The organism is Micromonospora sp. NPDC023633, assembly GCF_040640035.1.
GTDB lineage: Bacteria > Actinomycetota > Actinomycetes > Mycobacteriales > Micromonosporaceae > Micromonospora.
Genome location: NZ_JBFABB010000068.1, coordinates 19,221 through 37,055, shown reverse-complemented (window position 1 = coordinate 37,055; position 17,835 = coordinate 19,221). Strand labels below are relative to the sequence as shown.

Annotated in this window: 12 protein-coding genes; 4 read left to right on the top strand and 8 right to left on the bottom strand. The window is 76.0% G+C overall.

Annotation, left to right across the window (positions count from 1 at the left end):
* The first annotated feature begins 122 nt into the window (after positions 1–122).
* Positions 123–5,132 carry an amino acid adenylation domain-containing protein gene (locus tag AB0G13_RS21195; RefSeq protein ID WP_357876650.1) on the top strand — a complete coding sequence of 1,670 codons (5,010 nt, stop codon included), beginning with the start codon at positions 123–125 and terminating at the stop codon, positions 5,130–5,132.
* 197 nt (positions 5,133–5,329) lie between these two features.
* Positions 5,330–5,962 (top strand): hypothetical protein, encoded by a 633-nt coding sequence (locus AB0G13_RS21190; RefSeq protein ID WP_357876648.1) that lies wholly within the window; start codon positions 5,330–5,332, stop codon positions 5,960–5,962.
* 236 nt (positions 5,963–6,198) lie between these two features.
* On the opposite strand, the gene AB0G13_RS21185 is transcribed toward AB0G13_RS21190, so the two are convergent.
* Positions 6,199–7,347: an endonuclease gene (locus tag AB0G13_RS21185; RefSeq protein WP_357876646.1), complete on the bottom strand. Its 1,149-nt coding sequence runs from the start codon at positions 7,345–7,347 to the stop codon at positions 6,199–6,201.
* Positions 7,348–7,621: 274 nt separating this feature from the next.
* Between AB0G13_RS21185 and AB0G13_RS21180 the strand changes: the two genes are divergently transcribed.
* Positions 7,622–8,704: a PIN domain-containing protein gene (locus tag AB0G13_RS21180; protein ID WP_357876644.1), complete on the top strand. Its 1,083-nt coding sequence runs from the start codon at positions 7,622–7,624 to the stop codon at positions 8,702–8,704.
* 175 nt (positions 8,705–8,879) lie between these two features.
* Here the strand turns inward: AB0G13_RS21180 and AB0G13_RS21175 are convergent, their stop codons facing one another.
* The 7 genes from AB0G13_RS21175 to AB0G13_RS21145 form a co-directional block, all read right to left on the bottom strand.
* Positions 8,880–9,731, bottom strand: a complete 852-nt coding sequence (locus AB0G13_RS21175) for a S1 family peptidase (RefSeq protein ID WP_357876642.1) — start codon at positions 9,729–9,731, stop codon at positions 8,880–8,882.
* Positions 9,732–9,894: 163 nt separating this feature from the next.
* The gene (locus AB0G13_RS21170) at positions 9,895–12,438 is read right to left on the bottom strand and encodes a DUF6493 family protein (RefSeq protein WP_357876654.1); all 2,544 of its coding nucleotides are present in this window, start codon (positions 12,436–12,438) and stop codon (positions 9,895–9,897) included.
* Positions 12,439–12,508: 70 nt separating this feature from the next.
* The gene (locus tag AB0G13_RS21165) at positions 12,509–13,024 is read right to left on the bottom strand and encodes a 2'-5' RNA ligase family protein (RefSeq protein ID WP_357876640.1); all 516 of its coding nucleotides are present in this window, start codon (positions 13,022–13,024) and stop codon (positions 12,509–12,511) included.
* A 24-nt stretch (positions 13,025–13,048) separates the two neighbouring features.
* Positions 13,049–14,095 (bottom strand): NAD(P)-dependent alcohol dehydrogenase, encoded by a 1,047-nt coding sequence (locus AB0G13_RS21160; protein ID WP_357876638.1) that lies wholly within the window; start codon positions 14,093–14,095, stop codon positions 13,049–13,051.
* Between the two features lie 119 nt (positions 14,096–14,214).
* On the bottom strand, positions 14,215–15,018 hold the full coding sequence (locus AB0G13_RS21155; protein WP_357876636.1) for a Pr6Pr family membrane protein: 804 nt from the start codon (positions 15,016–15,018) through the stop codon (positions 14,215–14,217).
* Between the two features lie 150 nt (positions 15,019–15,168).
* Positions 15,169–16,059, bottom strand: a complete 891-nt coding sequence (locus tag AB0G13_RS21150; protein ID WP_357876634.1) for a hypothetical protein — start codon at positions 16,057–16,059, stop codon at positions 15,169–15,171.
* A 116-nt stretch (positions 16,060–16,175) separates the two neighbouring features.
* The gene (locus AB0G13_RS21145) at positions 16,176–16,691 is read right to left on the bottom strand and encodes a DinB family protein (protein ID WP_357876632.1); all 516 of its coding nucleotides are present in this window, start codon (positions 16,689–16,691) and stop codon (positions 16,176–16,178) included.
* 150 nt (positions 16,692–16,841) lie between these two features.
* Between AB0G13_RS21145 and AB0G13_RS21140 the strand changes: the two genes are divergently transcribed.
* Positions 16,842–17,762, top strand: coding sequence for a DUF72 domain-containing protein (locus AB0G13_RS21140; protein ID WP_357876630.1), 921 nt, complete (start codon positions 16,842–16,844; stop codon positions 17,760–17,762).
* The last annotated feature ends 73 nt before the right edge of the window (positions 17,763–17,835 follow it).

Sequence of the window (17,835 nt, the reverse complement as noted above, 5' to 3'; positions counted from 1 at the left end):
CCGCGCCCTCCGCGCCCGCCGCGCCCTCCGCGCCCGCCGTGCCCGGGGTGGCCGGCTCGCCGGCGGCAGCCGAGCCGGAACCGCCCCGGCCGCCTGCCGGGCACGGTGCCGGGGCCGATCACGTGCTCGCACGCATCCGAGCCCTGACGGCCGAGCGGCTGGGACTGGACGTGGGTGAGGTCGAGCCGGACCAGACGTTCCTCGGCCTCGGTGCCGACTCGCTGCTCCTGATCACCATGTCCCGGGAGATCGACCACGCGTTCGGGGTGCGGGTTCCGGTCCGGGACCTGTTCGCCACCGTCGACACCCCCCGCCGGCTCGCCGAGGTGGTGACCCGCGGCGCCCCGGTGGGCGTGCTGCCTCCGACGGCCCCGCCCACCGGCCGACCCGCCGCGTCGGTTGCCGTGCCCGCGGCGTCGGCTGCCGTGCCCGCGGCGTCGCCTGCCGTGCCCGTCGCGTCGGCGGCGCCGCCCGGTCCGGTCGGCGCCCCCGGGGACGTGTCGGCCGACCTCGTCACGATCGTGCACCGCCAACTGGACCTGATGCGCGAGCAGCTCGCCCTCCTCGGCGGCGGCCGTGGGACGAGCACCAGCACCAGCACCGATGGCGGTGGTGACGGCGGAGCGGCCTCCGCCCCGGCTGCGGTCCCGGTCCCGGCTGCCACTGGGACGGCGGCGCCGGCTGCCACCGGGACGGCGGCGCCGGCTGTCACCGGGACGGCGGCGCCGGGGGCCGTCGGGATCGCCGCGCCGACGGCCGTCGAGACCGCGCCGCTGACGCCCGGCCAGCGGCGGCTCTGGCTCGTCGAGCAGGCGTACCCGGGCACCCCCGCCTACACGGAGGGTGCGGCCGTGCGGCTGTGCGGCGCGCTCGACCCGGGAACGCTGCGCGGGGCGTTGCAGGACGTCGTGGACCGGCACGCGCCACTGCGGACGACCTACCGCGAGGTCGACGGGCAACCGTGCCAGGTCGTCCGGCCGACGACGGCGGTGGACCTCCCGGTGCGGGAGCACTCCGGTGCCGACGAGGACGCCGTGGTGCGGGCGGCGATGGCCCGGGAGAGCGCGCGGGTGTTCGACCTCGTCGAGGGACCGGTCTTCGCCTTCGAGCTGCTGCGCTTCTCCCCGACACACCACGTGCTGGTGATGTCGTTCCACCACCTGGCCACCGACGGCGGCTCGCACACGGTCCTGACCCGCGAGGTCGGTGCGTGCTACCGGGCCCGTTCGACCGGCACGACGGCCGCGCTGCCCCCGCTACCGGTCACCTACCCGGAACTGGCCCGGGCGCGTGCCCGGTCGGACCGGGAGAGGCTGGGCAGGAGCCTGGCGTACTGGCTCGACCTGCTCGACCCGCTGCCGCCCACCCTCGTCCTGCCCTCGGACCGGCAGCGGCCGGCCACCGTCTCGGCCGCCGGTGAGAGTCTCCTCGCGGAGCTCCCGGTGGAGTTGACCGAACGGATCCGGCGGCTCGCGCTCGCCGAGCGGGTCACCCCGTTCACCACCCTGCTCAGCGCGATCGGGGTGGCCCTGTTCCGGCTCAGCGGCCAACCGGACCTGGTGGTCGGCACCGGCATGAGCGGTCGCGACCAGGATTCCGAAGGTCTGATCGGGTTCTTCGTCGACACCGTGCCGCTGCGGCTGGACCTCGCCGGTGACCCCACCTTCCGGGAGCTGCTCGCCCGGATCCAGTACCGCTCGGCGGACGCCTACGAACACGCGGATGTCGAATTCGACGACCTCGTCCGCGCGCTCGCCCCGAACCGGGAGGCCGGTCGCCATCCGCTCTTCGACGTGGTCGTGGAGTACGAGCGCGGCGCCCCGGCGTTCCTGTTCGACCTGCCGGGAGTCACCGCCGAGCCGATCCCGGTGGGCCTGGACAAGGCCCCGGTCGACCTGGTCGTCCACCTGTCGCACGGCGACACCGTGCGTTGCCACGTCGAGTACCGGACCGACGTGTTCGACCGGGCGACGGTGCGCCGGTTGCTGGACTACGTCGAACGGCTGCTCGACCGGGCGACCCGGGAGCCTGACGAGCCGCTGTCCGCTCTGGCGGCGTACCTGGACGACTCCGCCGATCGCCTGCACGGGCCGCGAACGCCCGTCGGCGACGCCCGGCTGCACGAGCTGTTCCTGCGGCAGGCGGCCCGTACCCCGGACGCCGTCGCGGTGGTGTGCGGGACGACCCGGTGGACGTACCGCGAACTGCGGGAGCGGGCCGACCTGCTCGCCCGCCGGATCGCCGCGGCGGGCGTCGTGCCCGACGACCTCGTCGCGGTGCTCCTGCCGCGCCGACCGGAGCTGATCGCCGCCCAGCTCGCCGTGCTGATCGCCGGCGCTGGCTTCCTCCCCCTCGACCCACGGTTGCCCGCCGCCCGGGTGGCCACCCTCTTCGCTGACAGTCGCGCCCGGCTGCTGGTCACCACGAGGGACGTGGAGCCGCCGGCGGACGCGGTCTGCCTGCGGGTCGAGGATTCCGGTGACCCGCACCTGCCGGCTCCGGACCGGGTGCCGGCGGCGGAGCAGGTGGCCTGGTGCGTCCACACGTCCGGCTCGACCGGGCGGCCGAAGGGCGTCCTGGTGCCGCACCGGGCCGCCGTGGACAGCGTCGACTGGCACGTGCGGGCCCTCGCCCTCACCGAAGCCGACACCGTCGGCCACGCGCTCGGACTCGGCTTCGACGCGAACCTCGCCGAGATCCATCCGGCGCTCGCCGCCGGCGCCACCGTGCATCTCGTACCGGAAGAGGCGCGAGCCGACCCCGCGGCGCTCGTCGAGGAGTGGTCCCGCGGGGGCGTCACGGTGGCGTTCCTGCCGGCGCCGCTCGCCGAACTGGTCTTCGCTCTTCCGATGCCGGCCCGCGCCCCACGCACCCTCGTCGTGGGCGGCAGCCAGCTCCGGCGTCGACCGCCCGCCGGCTTCCCGGCCGAGGTGATCAACGCCTACGGTCCGACCGAGAGCAGCATCGTCACCACGGCGGGCCCGGTGCGGGCGGGGGACCCGGGGCCGGTCGACATCGGCGACCCGGTCGACAACCGTCGCCTGTACCTGCTGGACGACACGGGCGTGCCGGTGCCACGGGGGGCGGTCGGGGAGCTGTACGTCGGTGGGGCCGGCGTCGCCCGGGGCTACCTCGGCCGGCCCGCGGCGACCGCCGCCGCCTTCCTGCCCGACCCCGGTCTGCCCGGGGCGCGGGTCTACCGCACCGGGGACCTGGTCCGGGAACGTGGCGACGGGACCCTCGAATTCGTCGGCCGGGTGGACGACCAGGTCAAGATCGCCGGACAGCGGACCGAGCCCGGCGAGTCCGCCGCGGAGCTGGCGCTGCTGCCCGGGGTGCGCCAGGCCACCGTCGTCGCCCGGCACGACCGGGGCGACGAGCCGTACCTCGCCGCGTACGTCGTGGCGGACGACGACGGGGGACCGGCGGCGACCCGCGCCGACCGACTTGCCGCCGTGCTGGCCGAGCGTCTCCCCGCACACCTCGTGCCCCGGGCCTGGGTGCTGCTGGACGCCCTGCCCACCACGGACAACGGCAAGGTGGACCGGTCCCGGCTGCCGGCACCCGCCGTGACCGGTGGCGACGACCGGCCCCGTACCGACCTGGAGCAGCTCGTGCACGATGCCTGGTGCGCCGAGCTCGGGGTTGCCCGGCTGCCCGTGGACGTCCCCTTCTTCGCCGCGGGCGGTCACTCCCTGGCGGCCGTACGGCTGGCGAACCGGCTCACCGACCTGCTGGACGTGAAGGTCGGCCCGCACCGGGTGCTGCGCATCCCGGGCATCCGGGCGATGGCGCGGGACCTGACCGTGGACGGCGGGGCGGAGATCGTGGACCGCGACCTGGCCCCGGACGAGGTCGTGGACCGGGCGCCGGCGACCTACCAGCAGGAACTGATGTGGCACCGCCAGCGGCAGGCCCCCGACCCGTCGGCCGTGCACATGGCGGTACGGGTGACCCTCACCGGTCGGCTCGACGTGCCGGCCCTGGAACGGGCGGTCGACGGCCTGGTCGCCCGGCACGAGGCGCTGCGCACCCGCCTGGTGCAACGGGACGGTGAGCTGGTCCAGGAGGTGCTCGCCGCCCGGCCGGGGAGGCTGCCGGTGCTCGACCTCGCCGCCGACGAGGTCGAGCGGTGGTGCGTGCGGACCGGCCGCGAGCCCTTCCCGGACGACACGGGACGATGGCTACGGACCCGGCTGGCGCGGCTGGGCGACGACGCCTGGGTGCTGATGTTCGTCGTGCACCACCTGTGCGGGGACGGCTGGTCGATGCTCCAGCTGCTCGACGAGCTGGGCAGGGGCTACGCCGCCGAGGTCGGTCCCGGTGCGGCCCCCGCCGCGCCCACGGCACGCTACGTCGACCACGCGCGCCGGCAACGGGCGGCCGTCGTCTCGCCGGCCGTCCTGCGGTACTGGCGGGACCAGCTCGCCGGATCGCCCCGCGCGCTGTCGCTCCCGACCGACCGCCCTCGGCCGGCGCGGCTCTCCGGTCGGGGCAGCGAGTTCACCTTCGACGTCCCGGGCGAGCTGACCGACCGCCTGACCGGCCTCGCCGAGCGCTGCGGCACGACGCTGTTCCCCGTCCTGGCCAGCGGGTACGCGCTGCTCCTGTGCGAACTCGCCGGCATCCGTGACGTGGTGCTCGCCTGCCCGTACGCCCACCGTGACAACCGCGAGGACGAGTCGGTCGTGGGGCTGTTCACCAGCCCGCTGCTGCTGCGGCCACCGCTGGAGCGCGCGGTGTCCTTTCCGGAGCTGGTGGCCGGCACGGCCCAGGCGTTCCTCGACGCGATCCGGCACCAGCCGGCGCCCCTGGCCGAGGTGTACGCGGCCCTCGACCCGGACTGGCGGGTCGGCATGCCGCCACCGGTCGCCACGATGCTGTTCGGCTGGAATCCGGGCATGCCGGACGTGCGGCTGCCGGGGATCGTGGCGCGCGCCACCGACCAGGGGCTCGCCTGCGCGCGCCGTGACTACGCCACGATCCTCACGCCGCACGAGGGCGGCCTGCGGGGCGTCGTGGAGTACTCCACGGACCTGTTCGACCGGACGACGGTGGCGGCCTGGTGCGACCGCTTCGTCGCCATGCTCGTCGCGGCCGCCGACGAGGGGCCGGGCCAGGCGGGGCCCTGATCGGTCGCGGTCGCCGCTGCTCCCCTGCCCGCCGCGCACCTGGACCTGCTGGCCGCGCAGGGCCGGCTGACGCGGTCCGACGTCGACGGGCTGCGCCGCTACGCCACCGCGTGGTCCGGTGCCCGGCACCGGCCCACCGGGCCGCCGGGCACGGTCGGGTCAGCGCGGGGCGCGGCCGTGCCCCTACGATGCGACGTATGGCGCTGCTGCACCGGGCGAAGATGCACCCCACGAAGTTCGCACTCCTGGCGGCGTGGCTGCCCGGCCGGCCGTGGTACCAGGGGCCGGCCGACGGCGACGTCGAGCGCGTGGCGGCCTACCGGTTCGACGACCCGGCCGGCGCCGTCGGCGTGGAGACGCTGCTCGTCCGGGCCGGCGACGGGCCGATCCATCAGGTCCCGCTCACCTACCGCGACGCACCCCTGGACGGCGGCGACGACTGGCTCGTCGGCACCACCGAGCACTCCGTGCTCGGCCGCCGCTGGGTCTACGACGCGTGCGCGGACCCCGTCTACGCCGCGACGCTGGCGGCAGCCGTCCTCGCCGACGCCGGGCAGGCGGAGGAGTACTTCGAGGTCGACGGCCGGCGGGAGCACCGCGAGCCGACGATGGCCATCGCCGGCAGCGGCACCCGGGGCGCCGACGTCCCGCCCGTCGGCGCGGTGCGCCGCGTGGTGGAGGACGACCTCACCCTCATCGTCACCGATCCCGTGGAACTGGCCGTCGTGCGCCGCCTCGACGGCGGCACCGCGTCGGACGGGGCCGTGCTGACCGGCACGTGGAGCGGCCAGCCGAGCCCGCTGCCGCTGGCGTACGCCCGCCTCCGCTGAGCGGCGCTCCACGCCTCGGCCCCGCCCCGACCGCCGATCCTGCGCGAGCGCGGGCTGTGGCGGCATCCGGCCGGCGGGCCCCGGCCGGTGGAGCCGAAGAGCCTGCCGTTCGTCCCGGAGCCGCCGGGCCGCCCCGTGGCGGTCGCCGGGCCGGCCGGCTGACCGACCCCGACGCGGTCCACCGCGAGGCGCGGCCGGCCCCCGGGCGAGGGGACCGGCCGCGTGGGGCGGGGGGATCAGCCCCAGATGGCGCTCGCCCACTCCGGGTGGTCGACGAACGGGTTCCGGTTGCCCTGCCAGCGCTCGTAGATCCGCTGGTTGCGGCGCTTCTCGAACGCGTCCGGCGGGTCGGCCTGGTTCCACTGGAGCAGCACCGACATCCGGCCGTGGTACGGGGCGGTGCCGTTGTTGACCGACTGGTTCAGCTCCAGGTTGGGCCAGCCGTCGGTGCCCTCGTACCGGATCGCCATGTACATGATCATGCGGGCCACGTCGCCCTTGACCGCGTTGCGCGGCTCCCACGAGTCGGCGTCGGTGTAGCAGCCCGGCGCCTCGGCGACGGGGCTGCCGCCGTTGTCGAAGTCCTTGCTGCCCCGCGTCGAGTTGACCGAGACGTCGGTCGGCCGCAGGTGGTGGACGTCGGTGCCCGGGCCGGTCGCGGTGCCGAAGTCGCCGTGCGACTTGGCCCAGACGTGCTCGCGGTTCCAGTCGTCGACGCCGCCGCCGTTGCTGGTCTTGCTCTGGGACCGCCCGGTGTAGAGCAGGATGACGTTGTTGCTGTTGGCCGGGTCCTGGTCGGTGTCCCGCAGCGCCTCCCACACCTGGTCGTAGGAGAGCTTCGTCTGCACCTTGATGATGGAGTGCAGCGAACTGCGCAGGGCCGTGCCGGACTTGCCGATCGCGTTGGCGTAGTAGGTGGAGTCGTAGTCGCCGCCGGGTACCGGGCTGGTCGTCGGGACCGGGGTCGGCGACTGGCTCGGCGAGGGCGCGGTGCCGCCGAGGGTCATCGCCGTCGGGTTCTTCAGGCCGCCGTGGCTGAAGTAGGCGGTCAACGTGCCGGTGGCGGTGATCCGCTGGCCCCGCAGGCTCGGGTTGGTGAGCAGCCCGAACGTGCTCCGGTAGGCGGTGGTGACCTGGACGTAGAGCATCCTGCTCGTGCCGGTCTCGGCCGCCGTGTCGGCGATCGCGATCGCGGTGTCCGAGGTGAAGCCGGACCTGAGCACCGTCGTGCTGCTGGTCGGCTGGCCGATGACGTAGCCGGTCACGGCGGCCGTCCGACCGTCCTGCGCGGCGAGCGCCTGGGCCACGGTCAGGGTGGTGGCGGCCGACGCCGCCGCCGTCACCGCCACGGGCGCCACCAGCACGACGGCCAGCGCGAACGCCATCGCCAGCCTTCTGGGCCCCGAGCGGGCACTGCTCCTCGTATTCATGAGCAGCGATGCTAGCGGTGTGGGCGTGAACATCGGGAGAGCGGGAGCGCAACTTTCGGCGCGCCGTCGTACGCCCGCGGCGCGGCGGGCCGCGCCCGCGCCGTCGCGCAGCCCGGGCGGCATCCGGATGTCGGCCACCGCTAGGTCCGGCATCCGCCACGGCCGACACCGCCGCGGGCGGCGGCGGACCGGGACGGCGCGGCACCTCGCCGGGGGTAGGCTGACCTGCGTGGATCACGAAGACCGCATCGCCCTGTTCCTCGACTACGAGAACCTCGCGCTGGGGGCACGCGACCACCTCGGCGGCGTGGCCTTCGACTTCCGTCCCATCGCCGACGCCCTCGCCGAGCGCGGCCGGGTGGTGGTGCGCCGGGCGTACGCGGACTGGTCGTACTTCGACGAGGACCGGCGGATGCTGACCCGGTCGCACGTCGAGCTCATCGAGATTCCCCAGCGGATGGGCGCCTCGCGCAAGAACGCCGCCGACATCAAGATGGCCGTGGACGCGGTGGAGCTGGCCTTCGAGCGCGGGTACATCTCGACCTTCGTGATCTGCACCGGTGACAGTGACTTCACCCCGCTGGTCCACAAGCTCCGCGAGCTGAACAAGCGCGTCATCGGCGTGGGCGTGGAGAACTCGACCTCGGCGCTGCTGCCCCCCGCGTGCGACGAGTTCCTCTACTACGACCGGTTGGAGGGCGTCGACATCCCGCCCGCCCGGGTCCGGCGGGGCCGCCCGGCCCGGCTGCCCAGCCCCGACGTGCCGCGGGTGGAGCAGGAGCCCGAGCCCGAGCCACAGGCGGCGGCCGAGGAGGCCGTCCGGGACGTCGACACGCTCGCCGTGCTCGTGGCCCAGACCGTCGCCGGCCTGCAGGGCAGTTCCAGCGGCGAGGTGACCGCCTCGACGTTGAAGCGCACCCTGCTGCGCAAGGACCCGACGTTCAGCGAGTCCGACTACGGGTTCCGCACCTTCGGGGAACTCCTGCGGCACCTCGCCGGGCACAACGTGGTCGAGCTGGCGGAGGGCCCCGCCAAGGGCGACCCCGAGGTCTCCCTGCCCGAGCACGGCGACCGGGAGGTGGCGTTCGGGCTGCTCGGCTCGGTGGTGACGGACCTCGCCGGCGCCGAGGGTGCGGTGGCCCTCTCCGGCCTCAAGAACCAGCTGCGCCGGGCGCGGCCCGACTTCAGCGAGAAGAAGCTGGGTTACCGCAGCTTCCTCCAGTTCTGCAAGGCGGCCGCCACCAGCGGCGTGGTCGACCTGCGGTGGAGCCCCGAGGCCGACGACTACCTCCTCACCCCCCGGGCGGCCTGACCATCCTTCGTCGGTGCCGAAGGCGTCATTCGGCCTCCGCCCGGGTGTTCCACCTCCGCTGTTCCTCCCCCGCCCGGCGTCGCTTCATCGAGGGCATCGCCGCCAGCGGCCGCAAGGGCTGACCGGCCGTGCCCGGCCCGGCCCGTCGCTCGGGTCGGGCCGGGCACGTGGTCGGTCAGGGGATGGTCAGGCCGTACGCGGCCAGGATCTCGGTGATCGGCTGGTAGTAGGTGGTGCCGCCGGTGGTGCAGTTGCCGCTGCCCCCGGAGAGGATGCCGAGGACGACGCCGGTGGCGGGGACGTAGAGCGGCCCGCCGCTGTCGCCCGGCTCGGCGCAGATGTTGGTCCGGATCAGGCCGCTGACGGCGCCGCCGGCGAAGTTCACGGTCACGTTGAGCCCGGTGACCGTGCCGCAGCGCACCCCGGTCGTGGAGCCGCTGCGACAGACCGTCTGGCCGACGTAGGCGTTGCCGGCGCCGTTGATCGTGAGCAGGCCGGGGTAGGTGTAGACGGCGCTGGGGTGGGGGACCGAGCCGGTGTAGCGGACCAGCCCGTAGTCGTTGCCGGGGAAGCTGCTGCCCGCCCGGGTGCCGAGGACGACGGTCTGCCCGCCGTCGGCGTACCAGGTGGAGGCGGTGGCGGTGCAGTGGCCGGCGGTGACGAAGTAGTAGGTGGTGCCCCGGCGGACGTTGGCGCCGAGGGAGCACCGTCCACTCCCGCCGTAGATCGCCTGCCCGCCCGCGATGAGCAGGCGCAGCTCACCCGGCTCGCGGCGGAGCACCGCCCCGGCCCGGGCGGCGGTCGCCCGCAGCGCGGCCACGTCCCGGTCGGAGACGGTGTCGTCGACGGTGAGGGTCATCCGGCCGGTGGCGGGGTCGAGCCCCCAGGCGGTGCCGGCGGTGCGGACCTGCGCTAGCGTGGCCGCGGCGTGGGCGGCGTCGGCCTGGCCGGGGGCGGCGTGGGCGGGCGCCGGCAGGCCGAGCAGCAGCGCGGCGAGCAGGAGCAGGGCGAGCGGGCGACGACGCATCGAACCTCCATAGATTCGTTTCTGTCGATTCCCTAGAGGATCCACCCCCGGGCGGGCGCGGACAAGCGGCGGGCCGTACTCCGCCGCCTGTGCCGCGCCGCGCGACGGCCGCGCCGCCGCCCCGGCCCGCCCACCTATCGCGGCGCGCCGCGCGGTCCGCCGCCTACCGGCCGAGGATCGTGGACAACCGCCGTGCCTCGGTGACCAGGCGGGTCGATCCGCCCCGGGCGGCGACGGCTGCCAGGCCCGGCACCTCGATCCGTACGCCGGTCGCCTCGGCCGTCTCCGCGGCCAGGGTGAGCAGGTCGGGGGTGCCACGCGGCGCGGGCGAGGCGGCGAGCACGGCGGGCAGGGTCGCGGCGAGGAGGCGCCAGACGGCGAGCGGGGCACCGGCGCCCGCCGCGTCGCGCAGCGGCCGGGCCACCCGGGAGAGGGGGAACGCGCCGTCGGCGGCCAGGGTGCCGAGGTGCATGCCGACCGCGGGCTCGTCCAGGTCGCCGGCGGCGGCCAGCAGGAGCAGGGCATCCAGGGCGGCGACCTGGTCGACCTCGTGCCGGGCGCCGAGCCCGTAGGCCAGCGTGAGGTCGAGGGCCGGGCCGCCGGCCCCGGTGCCCTCGGCCAGCAACGGCAGGACGGCGGCGGCGCCCGAGACGCCGTGGTCGGCACCGCTCGCCACGGTCGGCAGAACGTGGGCGGCGACCAGGCCCCGGTAGCCCGGCAGCGTCGCCGGCCAGAACCCCACCCAGTCCCCGTGCCACGTCTCGGTCGGTGCCGGCACGGTGAGCAGACCGAGCGGATCGGCGACGCCGTCCGGCGCAGCGAGCTCGACGTGCGTCCGCTGGGGCGGCAGCCCGTGTTCCTTCCAGTCGTGCGGCAGCCGACGTCGCACGGTGACGACCCGGTGCGTCGGACGGGGCAGCCCACCGCCGCGCAGCCAGGCCGCCAGCCTGTCGCCCGCCGGCGTGCGCAGCGCCTCGGCCCTGGTGGCGAGCGGCTCGTCGACGACGGCGGGCAGCCGCAGCAGTGCCTGGGTCAGGTCGGTCGACCACGGCTCGCGGTCGCCGAGGCGCGCCAGGCGTTCGTGGAGGGCCACCGGGTCGACGGCGCCGTTCGACAGGGTGGGGGCGGCGACCAGGCCCGGGTACGGCGCGCCGACCAGGCTGCCGATCTCGGCGAGCCGGGCGCGGAGGAGGCGCTGCGGCGCGGGCACCCGGGGATCGGCGGGCGGCGGCGGATCGTCGGAAGCGACCTGGACTGCCGGGCCGGGGACGGTGCCGGGCCAGGCGGCCAACGGGGCCGTCCAGCGGCCCCGCCGGGCGTCCGCGGCGAGCGGGTCGGTGGCCGCGTGCAGCACGTCGCCGACGAGGCCGCAGAGGCAGCACGGGTCCCAGGGATGTACCCCTCCCCCGAAGCGGCCCGGCTCGCGGCGCAGCACCGGGGCGAGGGCCGCGCCCAGGCGCTGCCGGTCGGTGCCGGCGAGGCGGACGACGGCGTCGAGGATCCGCTCCAGCGCCATCGCCGACCGGGTGGGCCCGGCGGCGACCTCCTCCGCGAGCTCGTCGGGGTCGGTGATCGGCGCCGGCGCCGACGCGGTGGGGGGCGGCGGCGGGAGGTCGTCGCCCGCCGGGGTGGTCACGACGGGCGGGACGGCCCGGTGTCCGTGCCGGGCGGCCAGTGCGGCGGACCGGTCGCGGATGTCGCCCACGGGGTGGTCGGCCCCCGTGGCGAGCACGGCGGCGACCGCCGCGGCCCGGTCGGGGTGCCGGCGGGCGAGCTGGTCCAGCCAGCTGAGCTGGGCGCGGACCAGCGTCTTGTCCGGGCGGACCAGCACGGCCCGGGACGCGTCGAGGAGGGCCTCGAACTCCACGTCGGCCAGGCCGCGCAGCGCCTTCTGCGCCAGCGTCGCCACCTTCGCGGGCGCGTCGGCGAGCAGCCGCAGGTAGGCGGGGCGCCGCTCGTCGATCTCGGCGGCGGTGGGCGCGAGCAGGACGTGCAGCGCGACGAACGGGCGCAGCGCGGCGGGCCGGTCGCCGCGCAGGAGCCGACCGACGCACCCGTCGAGCAGGGCGGTGCGCGCCAACCGGCCCTCGCCGGCCAACCGCGCCAGCGCGCCCGGCATTCCCGTCTCCTCCAGGGTCCGGAGATCGGTGAACGGCAGCTGAGCGCCGATGCCGTCCACCTCGAACAGCCGGGGCACCATCGCGTCCAGGAACGGGTCGGCGCGCAGCCGCTCCAGCAGCGGAAGCGACCGCAGCCGCTCCCGGGGCCACGCCGCCGCCGCGACCCACCCCTGCACCACCCGGTCGCCGGTGGGCGGCGGGGCGCCCTCGGCGGTGAGCAGGTCCGCGACGAAGCACCAACTCGCCGCCGGGTCCGCCCCGTCGGCGAGCCGGTGGGCCAGCTCCGCCAGCCACGGGACTCCCCGCTGCCGGGCCACCCCGATCACCGGGTCCGGGTCGGCGGCCCCCAGGAACACGGACCGCCGGCCCAGCAGCTCGGCGACCTTCGCAGCAGTGGGCAGGCAGCCGACCGCGGCGACCGCCAGGGCCGTCGCCTGGTCGCCCGGCCACCAGTCGTCACGCCGGCGGCGGACGTGCGTCACCAGCTCGGCGCCCAACTGCCGGCGGCGCTGCTCGTCGAGGCCGGTGACCGTGGCCACGGCCGCGTCGACGTCGCCCGAGACGAGGAAGTCCCACGGGTCGCTCATCACGCTCACGGGCGCCGACGGTACGCGGTGCCACCGACATCGTCGGTGCCCGCCCACGGCTGCGCTCCGGCTACGGCAACGGGTGAAAGATGCCCCGGGCGTGGTCGGTGACAGCCGCGCCGACCACGGTCGCCTCCAGCGGCAGCACCTCCAGGCAACGGCGCACGGCGGCGGCCATCAACGCGTTCGGCACCCGCATCGACAGCGTGCAGTGCGGCACCCAACGCCCCGGCTGGTAGTGCTCGACCAGCCCGATCCCCGCCTCGGCCAGCCGGCCGTGCACCCGCGCGTGGTGCGCGAGCAGCTCGACGGTGGGGGTCGGGCCCAGCCACAGCACCCGGCCGACGAACTGCCCGGCGTGCTCGAATCTGAGCCGCAGCGGCGCGGCCACCACCGTCCCGCGCAGCGCCGCCGCGACCCGCTCCGGATCGAGACGGGGCGCCACGGCGAGCGAGACGTGCGGCCGGTGGCGCTGCTCCAGCAGCGACCGCATGCTCTGCACGCCCTCGGACTCCAGCGCGTCCCAGAGCACCCGGATCCGCCGGGTGCCGTCGGTGTCCAGGTAGAGCTCCAGCGCCGCGACCACATGATCATCGTAGGGGCGCGACGGTCACGGCACGACGACGGCCCGGCCCTCCAGCGTGCCGTCGCGCATCTTCCGGTACGCGAGGACCGCCTCCTCCAGCGAGAAGGTGCTGGCCTTCGGCTTCACCAGGCCCCGGGCGCCCAGTTCGAGCACCTCCATGAGCTCCGGCCGGCTGCCCCAGTACGTGGTCTGGATGCTCACCTCGTACGGCACCGAGAAGAAACCCACCGGCAGCGTGCCCCCGCCGATGCCGACGATGGTGAGGTCGCCGACGGTGCGGGCGGCGGCGACGCCGAGCGCGAGCGTGGGGTCGGCGCCGACGAAGTCCAGGACCACGTCGGCGCCCCGGCCGCCGGTGGCCTGGCGGATCTCCTGGGCGGTGTCCTCGCCGGAGAGCATGGTGAGGTCGGCGCCGCACTCCTCGCCGAGCTTCAGCGCCTCCTCGCGGGTGTCCACCGCGATCACCCGGGCCGCGGTGGTGGCCTTGAGGATCTGGACGCCGACGTGCCCCAGCCCGCCCACGCCGATCACCACGGCGGTGCTGGTCGGGCCCAGTTTCGCCCAGGAACGGCGGATCGCGTGGTACGGGGTGAGCCCCGCGTCGGTCAGCGGCGCCGCCCGCACCGGGTCGAGCCCGTCGGGCAGCGGCACGACCTGCCGGGCCTGCGGCACCAGCATGTACTCGGCCATGCCGCCGTCCAGACCGAGGCCGCCACCCCCGCCGGGCACCGGCGCCTCGGCGACGTTCTCGCAGTACGGGTCGATCCCCACCCGGCAGCGGGCGCAGGTGCCGCAGCCCCACGGCCCGTACACGGCCACCGGCTGGCCCACCGCCAGCCCGGTCACGCCGTCGCCGAGGGCGTGCACCCAGCCGGCGTTCTCGTGGCCGAGGGTGAACGGCGGGTTCCAGGGCACCGCGCCGGCCTCGAAGTCGTGCATCAGGTGCAGGTCGGAGTGGCAGGCGCCGGCACCGCCGATCTTCACCACCACCTGATCCGGGCCCGGGGTCGGCTCGTCGACCTCGACCAGCTCGGGCTCCGACTTCCAGTTCGGCAACCGCAGTGCGCGCATGACGCCTCCCGTCCTCCCGCTTCCGGTCCACCTGCCGGCTGCCCGTTCAGCGACGGACCAAACGGCCGGCCGCGGCGCCCCGGTTCACCCCTTCCGGGGGAGCCGGCGAGGGGTGGCCGTCACGGCAGGGCGGTCGCGTCGGGCCGGGCGACGTCGGAGGCGGCCGTGGCGGCGGGGGCGGTGGTGGGGGTTGGGGCGGCCGTGGCGGCGGGGGCGGTCGACGGGGCGGCGGGGGCGGTCGTGGGGGCGGCCGGAGCGCCGGCAGCAGGCTGCGCGGCGACGGGGTGAGCGGTCCTCACCCGGCGGCCCAGGGTCCGGTCGACGGCGACGAAGAGCAGGCCCAGCAGCCAGAACGCGGCGGCGAAGAAGACCGCGCTGACGGCCACCCCGGCGTAGCCCAACTCGCCCGCGTCGATGAACGGGTACGGGTACCGGTCCACCACCAGTCCGCGGAGCAGGGCGAAGCCGAGGTATCCGAGGGGGAACGCCAGCCACCAGGCCGCGTAGCGCGGGCGGAGCCGGCCCCGGCGGTCGAACAGCGCCCAGTCCGCCACGGCCAGCAGCGGCACGACGGTGTGCAGGAACTGGTTGCCCAGCGCCTCGGGAAGCGTGCGGTCCGGCTGCGGCATCGCGAACGGGCTCGCGGGGTTGGCCAACACCAGGTGGTAGACCACGCCGGTGATGGTGATGTAGAGGGTGACCGCGCCCTTGAGCGCCGAGGGCGGCTCGGGCCGGTCCTGCCAGGCCCGCCAGGCGGCGTATCCGGCGAAGAGCCCGACGGCGACGTTGCTCTGGATGGTGAAGTACGGCAGCAGGCCGGTGACCGTGGTGGGACCGATCGCGGTGAGCACGATCCCGGCCAGCACGCTGATCACGATCGCCAGGCGGAAGACCACCGCCACGCGTCGACGCCGCAGACTCATCGGGGCAAGCTACCAGCCGCCTCCGCCGAGGTCACCGGCCGACGGACGCAGGCTGCGCCGCGCCGGAAGCCCGGACAGGCTCGCCGCCGACCAGCGCGTCGCCGTGGCGGGGCACGACGGCGGGGTGCCTGCCCACGGCGGGCCGCGCGGTCAGCCGGCCTCGCCGCCGTCCGGCGCGGCGGTGCGGCGCCCCTGCACCGGCGGGACGGGGCCCGGCCCCGGCCGGGCCGGCTGCGCGGCCGTGACCGACGGCGACGCCGTGGGGCCGACCCGCTGGCCGGTCGGTTCCGCTCCCGGTCGGCCGGTCGGGGTGTCTGTGGGCCGGCTGGTCGGGGTGGCTGCGGGTCGGCTGGTGGGGGTGGCCCCGGGCCGGCCGGTCGGGTCGGCTCCCGGTCGGCCGGTCGGGGCCGTGCCGGGCCGGCCGGACGGGCTGCCGTGCGGGCCGGGGCCCGTCGGCTCGGCGGCCAGCACCCGCTCGCAGTAGCCGGCCACCTCCTTACGGCCACCGGCGGCGTGGATCAGCTTGCCGAAGGCGGCGTCATCCAGGACACCGCCCGGTTCGTCGCCGGCATCCGCCCGGTACGCCCGGCACAACTCCCGCACGTCCGCGTCCGGCTCCGGCCGACCGTCCACCCCGCCCGTCGGGGCGGAGGGTGGGTCGGGAACCGCCGTGGGGGAGGCGCCCGTGGTGGGGGCGGGCAGGGGAGCGGCGGTGGTGGGTGCCGGACCCCGCAGCGGGTGGGGCAGCGCGCCCCCGGTGGCGGCGAGGGCCACCCCGCCCGTGAGGGCCAGGGCGGCGCCGGCCAGCGCGGCGCGGACGCCGAACCCCGCCAGGGCGGGACGCCGGCGCCGCTCCGGCAGCCCGAGCGGGTCCCCGGCCCGGGCCAGCCGGTAGGCCCGTACGGCCGCCTCCTCCCCGGCCAGCTCGCTGGCGTGGGGCGCGGCGCGGACCGCCGTCAAGAGCGACGTGACGGACCGCGGACCGTCCTGCGGGTCGCGGACCGGACCGCCGAGCAGTCGCTCGACGGTCTCCTGGTCCATCCGGTGTGCTTTCATCTCGTGTCCCTCAGCGCCACGGGCCGCCGGGCCGTCACACGGTAGGGGTGTGACGTCCGACAAGCACCGGGTCGGGGAGGGGGCGGGACCGGGCTTGCGGCTCAGCCCATGGTCTTGGCGCCGTCGATCGCCTCGCGCAGGATGTCGGCGTGCCCCGCGTGCTGGGACGTCTCGGCGACGAGGTGCAGCAGGACGCGGCGGACCGACCAGCTCGCGCCGGGCTCGAACCAGGGGGCCTGCGGCAGCGGGTGGGTCGCGTCGAGGTCGAGCGTGCCGACCAGTTCGTCGGTCGTGGCGGCGACCCGGGCGTAGTCGGCGAGCAACCCTTCCAGGCTCTCGCCCTCGTGCATGCGGAACTGGCCCACCCAGTCGACCGGCTCGCTGTCCATCGCCTCGGCGCCGCCGACGGCGAACCGCATCCACCGCCGCTCCACCTGCGTGACGTGCTTGATCAGACCGCCCGGACACAGCTCGCTGACGGTGCTGCGGGACGCGGCCTGCTCGTCGGTCAGCCCCGCGACGGTCCGCCGCAGGAAGTCGCGGTGCAGGCGCAGCGTCTCCACCAGGTCGGCCCGCTCGCCGGTCAGCTGTGCGGTCGTGGTCGTGGTCGTGGTCATCGCCACGCTCCTCTCCTGGGCCTCTCCGGATTCCTGGACTTCTCCGGACGCGGCCAGCATAGGAGCGCCCACCGACACCGAACGCGGTGCCGGACGCCGGATTTCCGCCAGCGGTTGCCGATCTGTCCGGTCCGGGGTGCACTGAACCACATGGGTGTGATCAAGGTGGGCACGTCGTCCTGGGCGGACCAGATGTTGCTTCGCTCGGGCTGGTATCCGCGCGCGGCGAACACCCCGGCCGGCCGGCTCGACTTCTACGCCGGGCGCTTCCCGCTGGTCGAGGTGGACACCTCCTACTACGCGGTGCCCGTGCCCGAGACGACGCAGGGCTGGGTCGACGCCACGCCCGAGGGCTTCACCTTCGACGTCAAGGCGTTCAGCCTCTTCACCGGTCACCCGACACCGGTGGCGGCACTGCCCCGCGACCTGCGCCCAGCCGGCGGCCCGAGCCGGATCCGCCGCCGCGACCTCCCGGCGGCCGCGTACGACGAGCTGTGGGACCGCTTCCGCGCGGCGCTGGCCCCGATCGCGGCGGCCGACCGGCTCGGCGCGGTCCTGCTCCAGTTTCCGCCGTGGCTGGCCCGGGGTGCCGCCGCCGAGCGGCGCATCGCCGAACTGGCGGAGCGGTGCCGGCCGTGGCGGGTCGCCGTCGAGCTGCGCCACGGGTCCTGGTTCGACGGCACGGCGGCGCTGGACACGCTCGCGTTCCTGCGGGAGCGCGAGCTGTCGTTCGTCTGCGTCGACATGCCGCAGGGGCATCCCTCGTCGGTGCCGCCCATCCTGTTCGCCACGGCGGAGCTGGCGGTGGTCCGGCTCCACGGGCACAGCGCCGCCTGGGAGACCGGGGACAAGCAGGAGAAGTTCCGCTACGCGTACGGCGACGAGGAACTGCGCCGCTGGTCGGAGCTGCTGGTCGAGCTGGCCGGGCAGGCGGGGGAGCTGCACGCGCTGTTCAACAACTGCTGCGGCGACCAGGCCCAGCGGGACGCCGCCCGGCTCGCGGAGCTGTTGGGCGTCGAGCCGGTGGCACGGGACCGGGCGGTGCGGGCGGGAGCCGGCAGGCCCTCCTGACCACCGGCGCGATCGGCGACGCCCTGGGGTTTCCCGGCGGCCGGTCGGGTACCGGCGGGGACGTGGGTCGCCG